This window comes from Hydrogenophaga sp. 70-12 (genome assembly GCF_001897365.1).
GTDB lineage: Bacteria > Pseudomonadota > Gammaproteobacteria > Burkholderiales > Burkholderiaceae_C > Hydrogenophaga > Hydrogenophaga borbori.
The window spans coordinates 1-6,122 of record NZ_MKSS01000002.1; the positions used below are offsets into that span (position 1 = coordinate 1).

Genomic DNA, 6,122 nt, shown 5'->3' on the forward strand with positions numbered 1-6,122 from the left:
GCCGTCGGGCACCGAGCCCACCACCAGGCCGGTGTTGCCGCCCTGGGGCACCAGGCTGGCGCCGTGCGCGGCGCAGGCGCGGACCACGGCGGTCACCTCGGCGGTGGCGCCGGGGCGCACCACCGCCAGCGCGTGGCCGTGCGCGCGCTGGCGCCAGTCGCGCTCGTAGGCGCTCAGGTCGTGGGTGTCGCGCGTGAGCACGTGGGTGGCGCCCACGGCCTCGCGCAGGGCGGCCAGCAAGGCGCCGCTCATGGCTGGCCGGCCGCGCGCTCGGCGGCCTCGTTGGCGGCGGCCACGTCGGCCGCCACGGCCTCGGGGCCGGCGGCGCGCAGGCGGATGCGTACGTGCAGCGCGCAGGCCACGAAGAGCAGCAGGCACAGCAGGGTCTGCCCGGCGGCCAGGGCGGTGGACAGGGCGCTTTCGCCGCTGGTGGCGCGCACCACGCCCTCGGTGAAGTACAGCCAGACCAGCAGGCTGAGCCAGCGGTAGGTGTACATGCGGTTCTTGAGCAGGCCGGCCAGCGGCAGGGTCAGCGGCAGCACCTTCAGCGCCCACCAGGAGCCGCCTTCGCGCAGCGGCGCCAGCCACAGTTCCCAGGCCAGGCCCAGCACGATCAGGCCGACGAGGCAGGCCACCGCGAGGCGGCGGGTGAAGGCCACGCGCGAAGCCGTGGTGGAGTCGATGGAAGGCATGCGGGCGGGGCGAAAAATGAGGCTGGCATGATACCGGCATGACCCTGTCCGAGCGCCTCGACACCCTGCGCGAACTGGCGCGCGACGCCTGGCACGGCGCGCTGCGTTTTCCCTGGCGCACCACGGCCATCACCCTGCGCGAGCGCTTCCGCGAGGACCGGCTGGGCATCACCGCCAGCAGCCTGACCTTCACCACCACCATCTCGCTGGTGCCGCTGTTCACGGTGGCGCTGGCCATTTTCAGCGCCTTTCCCATGTTCGATCGCCTGCAGCGCAACCTGCAGCGCAACCTGGTCGAAAGCCTGGTGCCCGAGAGCATCGCCCGCCCGGTGCTGATGTACCTGAACCAGTTCGCGGCCAAGGCCACGCAGATGGGCGGCGCGGGCGCGCTGGCGCTGCTGGTGACGGCGCTGGCGCTGATCCTCACCATCGACCGCAAGCTCAACGACATCTGGCGCGTGCGCCAGCCGCGCCCGGTGACGCAGCGCATCCTGGTGTACTGGGCCGTGTTAACGCTGGGGCCGCTGCTGCTGACGGCCAGCACGGCGGCGACCACCTACGCCATCGGCAGTGCGCGCCACGCGGCGGCGCTGCCCGCCCCGCTGGGCTTCCTGCTCGACTCGCTGCAGCTGCTGCTGGTGACCGGCGGCCTGGCGGCCCTGTACCGCTACGTGCCGAACACGCGCGTGCGCTGGAGCCATGCGCTGGCGGGCGGCTTCTTCGCCGCGGTGGCGCTGGAACTGGCGAAGGAGCTGCTGGCCTGGTACCTGAAGCAGGTGCCGACCTTTTCGGTGCTGTACGGCACCTTCGCCACGGCGCCCATCCTGCTGGTGTGGATCTACCTGGCCTGGGTGATCGTGCTGCTGGGCGCGGTGATCGCGGCCTACCTGCCGAGCCTGCTGCGGGGCGTGGCGCGGCGCGGCGATTCGCCGGGCTGGAACTTCCAGCTCGCGCTGGAGGTGCTGGCGCAGCTCGGCGCCGCGCGCGCCGAGGCGCCGCGCGGCCAAAGCCTGGAGGCGCTGGCCGCCTCCCTGCGCGTGGAGGCCCTGCAGCTGGAGGAGCCCGTGGCGGCGCTGGTCGCGCTCGACTGGCTGGGCCGGCTGGACGAGGAGGGCGAGCGCTACGTGCTGCTCATCGACCCCGACCACACGGCGCTGGGCCCCTTGATGGAGCGCCTGCTGCTGGCGCGCCAGGGCCCCACGGCGCGCCTGTGGGAGCAAAGCCGCTGGGCGGGGATGACCGTGGCCGAGGCCCTGCCGGAGGCGATGGCGCTGCGCTGAGGCTCGGCGCGCCTCAGCCCGCCGCGAACGGTGCCGCCAGAAACCCCCGGAAGCGCGCCCGCCCGCCGCGCGTGGGCGCGGCCGTGAGCCGGTAGTTCGGGAAGCGGTGCAGGAAGCGCCCGATGGCGATGCGGCCCTCCAGCCGCGCCAGGCTCAGGCCGGCGCACTGGTGGATGCCAAAGCCGAAGGCCAGGTGCTTGTTGGGCTCGCGCGCGATGTCCAGCGCCTCGGGGTCGGCGAACTGCGCCGGGTCGCGGTTGGCCGCGCCGATGCACAGCGTGACCAGCGTGCCCGCGGGCAGGTCCACGCCGCCGATGCTCACGTCCTTCACCGCGCGGCGGTTGCCGAGCTGGTTGGACGATTCGTAGCGCAGGAACTCGTCCACCGCGCGGTCCAGCACGGCCACCTCGTCCTCGCCGCCCAGGCGCTGCAGCAGCCGCTCGCGCACCGCGGGGTGCTCCTGCAGCGCCACCAGGGCGTTGCCGATCAGGTTGGTGGTGGTCTCGTGGCCGGCGTTGAGCAGGAAGATGCAGTTCTGCAGCAGCTCCACCTCGCTGAGCTGCTCGCCGTCCGCCTCGCCCTGGATCAGGCGCGTGAGCACGTCGCGCTCCGGGTCGCCCGGGGCCTGGCGGCGCGCGGCCACCAGGATGCGCAGGTAGTCGCACATCTCGGTCACGGCGCGGTGACCGCGCTCGGCATGGGCGGGGGTGATGGTGGGCTCCAGCGCCCCCAGGATGGCCAGCGACCAGTCGCGCAGCGGCCCGCGCTCGGCGTGCGGCACGCCCAGCAGGTTGCCGATGATCTCCACCGGAATGGCGGACGCGAAATCCTCGATCAGGTCGCCGCCCTCGTGCACGGCGATGCCGTCGAGCAGGCGGTCCACCAGTTCGATCAGACCGGCTTCCATGTCGGCGATGGCGCGGCGCGTGAGCGCGCCCATGATCAGGCGGCGCACGCGCGTGTGCAGCGGCGGGTCGTTGAACACCAGGCTGGTGGTGTGGTGCTCGAACAGCGGCGTGCCCAGGCCGTACTTGGGCGCGAACTCCACGTGCTTGTCGGAGCTGAACGAGGCCGCATCGCGGTAGACGGCGGCCAGGTCGGCCCAGCGCGTGAGGAAGACCGAGCCGTCCGGCATGCGGCGCACCGGGTCCTGCTCGCGCAGCGCGCGGTACACCGGGTAGGGGTTGGTGAAGAAGTCGGGCGGCAGGGCGCGCAGGTCGAAGGCCTGCGCGATGGCCTGCGCGCGCGCGTCGCCCATCGGCGGGGTGATGTGGTCGGCGGTGATCGTCATGCCTGGAGGAAGTCGCGGATCGCGAACAGCGTGGCGTCGGGGGTCTCGGTCATCTGGTGGTGTCCCACGGGCAGGGTGACCACCTTCACGGTTTTGCCGGCCGCCTGGGCGGCGTCGATCAGTGGCTTCGCGGCCTTGGCCTGGGTCATCTGATCCTGCGCGCCGAGCAGGAACAGCACGGGGCAGGTGAGGGCCTTCACCGCGGCCTCGCCGTGGGCATAGGTGTCGCAGGCCACGAAGCCGCGGTGGAACACGTTCACCTTCGGGTTGCTGCGCAGCACGCGCCGGCCCAGGGCCATGCTGGCGCCGTACACCCAGGTGCCCGGCCCCAGCGCCGAGGGCGGCGCGGCCAGGGTGCTGCGGCTGAAGACGTTGATCATGGCCAGCGCCTTCTCGGGCTGGTTCAGCGAGGCCTCGATCAGCGCCGGCGAGACCTTCATCGGGTAGGCCGTGCCGACCAGCACGGCGTGCGTGATGCGCTCCTTCAGCCGGCCCGCGGCCTCCAGCGCGATCAGCGAGCCCCAGCTGTGGCCCACCAGCGCGGCCTTCTGCACGCCGGCGGCGTCCAGCAGCGCGGCGACGAAATCGGCCGCCGCCTCCACGCTGGCCGGCGCCTCGCCCTGGCTGCGCGCGTGGCCCGGCAGGTCCACGGCGAGCACGTTGAAACCATGGTGGGCGAGGTAGCGGCTCTGCAGGATCCAGACGCTGTGGTCGTTCAGCACGCCGTGGATGAAGACCACGGTGGGCTGGGCGGCGTCGAAGGGCTTGCCGCCGGTGTAGCAGTAGGTTTTGGCGCCGTTGACGGTGAGTTCCATGTCAGGCCTTCCGCAGGGCCGCCCCAAGGGGGGGCTGTACCCCCTCGGGGGGCAGTGAATACACGAAGTGATGAACGTGGGGGCACATGCTCAGGCCCCCGTTTTTTCAGCGGCCTTGAGCGCGCGCTTGAGGTCGTCGATCAGGTCGTCGGCGTCTTCCAGGCCGATGGACAGGCGGATGGTGCCCGGGCCGATGCCCGCGCCCGCCAGGGCCTCGTCGCTCATGCGGAAGTGCGTGGTGCTGGCCGGGTGGATCACCAGGGAGCGGCAGTCGCCCACGTTGGCCAGGTGGCTGAACAGCTTGAGCGCCTCGATGAAGGCGCGCCCTTGGGCGCGCGAGCCTTTGATGTCGAAGCTGAACACCGAACCCGCGCCACGCGCGCCGAAGCGCAGCAGCCGGTTGGCCAGCGCGTGGCTGGGGTGCGACTCGATCAGCGGGTGGCCCACGCGGCCCACCAGCGGGTGGCTGGCCAGGAACTGCACCACCTTCTCGGTGTTGCCCAGGTGGCGCTCCATGCGCAGCGACAGGGTCTCGATGCCTTGCAGGATCAGCCAGGCCGTGTGCGGGCTCATGCAGGCGCCGAAGTCGCGCAGGCCCTCGCGGCGCGCGCGCAGCAGGAAGGCGCCCACCGTGGATTCCTCGGTGAACACCATGTTGTGGAAGCCGTCGTAGGGCGCGCTGAACTCGGGGAAGTGGCCGGCGGCGTCCCAGTCGAAGCCGCCGCCGTCGATCAGCACCCCGCCGATGACGGTGCCATGGCCGCTGAGGAACTTGGTGGCCGAGTGGTAGACCAGGTCGGCGCCCAGCTCCAGCGGCTTGACCAGGTAAGGGGTTGTCAGGGTGGAATCCACCAGCAAGGGCACGCGCGCCTCGTGGGCGATCTGCGCCACGGTGGGCATGTCCAGCACGTCCAGGCCCGGGTTGCCCACGGTTTCGCCGAAGAGCAGGCGGGTGTTGGGCCGGATGGCGGCGCGCCAGCCGTCGATGTCGCCGGGCTTGACGAAGGTGGTGTCGATGCCGAAGCGGCGCATGGTGTAGTGCAGCAGGTTCTGGCTGCCGCCGTACAGCGCCGTGCTGGCCACGATGTGCGAGCCCGCGCCCATGAGCGTGGCCACCGCCAGGTGCAGCGCGGCCTGGCCGCTGGCGGTGGCGATGGCGCCGATGCCGCCTTCCAGCGCGGCCATGCGCTGCTCGAACACCGCGTTGGTGGGGTTGCTCAGGCGGCTGTAGACGTGGCCCGCGCGTTCCAGGTTGAACAGGGCGGCGGCGTGGTCGCTCGACTCGAAAACGAACGAGGTGGTGAGGTGGATGGGCACGGCGCGCGCGCCGGTGGCGGGGTCGGGCGCGGCGCCCGCGTGCAGCGCGAGCGTGTCGAAGCCGGGGTCGGCGTGGCCTGCCATGGGGTGTTGTCTCCAGAAGAACCTGTCAGTGAAAACCGATACGCCGCCGGGCCGCCCCAAGGCGGATCAGCCCCCTCTGGGGGCAGCGACCCGCGCAGCGGCGGAGCGTGGGGGCACGATGATTGTGGGCTATATTGACCCACCCGCTCAGAGCGGAAGCGACACCCCCAGAGGAGACCCACCATGAAAGTCAGCGACATCCTGCGCGTCAAGGGCGGCACGCTCTACACCGTCTCGCCCGACGAACGACTCGACGTGGCCGTGCAAACCATGGCGCAGTTCGACATCGGTTCGCTGGCCGTGATGGAGCACGGCGAGCTGGTGGGCATGCTGACCTTCCGCGAACTGATCGAGACGCTGGCGGCCAACGGCGGCCAGCTGGGCGGCAAGATCGTGCGCAGCGTCATGGACGACCACCCCATGACCTGCACGCCCGAGACCGAGCTGGAAGCCGTGCGGCCCATGATGCTGGAGAAGCACACGCGCTACATGCCGGTGATGGAGGCCCGCATGCTCATGGGCGTCATCAGCTTCTACGACGTGGCCAAGGCCGTGGTGGACAGCCAGAACTTCGAGAACAAGATGCTCAAGGCCTACATCCGCGACTGGCCCGAGGAAGAGACGCCCGCGGACCCGCCGCCGC

General features: G+C 71.5%; 7 protein-coding genes. 2 read left to right on the forward strand and 5 right to left on the reverse strand.

The features are described from left to right. Together BGO22_RS00035 and BGO22_RS00040 are read right to left on the reverse strand one after the other, a co-directional pair. Positions 1 to 252 (reverse strand): FAD-binding oxidoreductase (locus tag BGO22_RS00035; RefSeq protein WP_286848187.1); only part of this gene is annotated, 252 nt, incomplete at its 3' end. Then, on the reverse strand, positions 249 to 692 hold the full coding sequence (locus BGO22_RS00040; protein WP_070398170.1) for a DUF2069 domain-containing protein: 444 nt from the start codon (positions 690 to 692) through the stop codon (positions 249 to 251). The genes BGO22_RS00040 and BGO22_RS00035, both read right to left, overlap by 4 nt. Before the next feature lie 38 nt (positions 693 to 730). Here BGO22_RS00040 and BGO22_RS00045 point away from each other — a divergent pair, with 38 nt between their 5' ends. After that, entirely contained in the window at positions 731 to 1,972 is a 1,242-nt protein-coding gene (locus BGO22_RS00045; protein ID WP_070398169.1) for a YihY family inner membrane protein, read from the forward strand. Positions 1,973 to 1,985: 13 nt separating this feature from the next. Here BGO22_RS00045 and BGO22_RS00050 read toward each other — a convergent pair whose 3' ends face one another. From BGO22_RS00050 to BGO22_RS00060, 3 genes are all read right to left on the reverse strand, one after another. Further along, positions 1,986 to 3,263 carry a cytochrome P450 gene (locus BGO22_RS00050; RefSeq protein ID WP_070398168.1) on the reverse strand — a complete coding sequence of 426 codons (1,278 nt, stop codon included), beginning with the start codon at positions 3,261 to 3,263 and terminating at the stop codon, positions 1,986 to 1,988. Further along, positions 3,260 to 4,078 carry an alpha/beta fold hydrolase gene (locus BGO22_RS00055; RefSeq protein WP_070398167.1) on the reverse strand — a complete coding sequence of 273 codons (819 nt, stop codon included), beginning with the start codon at positions 4,076 to 4,078 and terminating at the stop codon, positions 3,260 to 3,262. The genes BGO22_RS00050 and BGO22_RS00055 overlap by 4 nt, the downstream gene beginning before the upstream one ends. A 90-nt stretch (positions 4,079 to 4,168) precedes the next feature. Next, on the reverse strand, positions 4,169 to 5,479 hold the full coding sequence (locus BGO22_RS00060; RefSeq protein WP_070398166.1) for an O-acetylhomoserine aminocarboxypropyltransferase: 1,311 nt from the start codon (positions 5,477 to 5,479) through the stop codon (positions 4,169 to 4,171). A gap of 183 nt (positions 5,480 to 5,662) precedes the next feature. On the opposite strand from BGO22_RS00060, the gene BGO22_RS00065 reads away from it, so the two are divergent. Continuing rightward, the coding region (locus BGO22_RS00065) for a CBS domain-containing protein (RefSeq protein ID WP_286848189.1) at positions 5,663 to 6,122 on the forward strand (460 nt) is incomplete at its 3' end.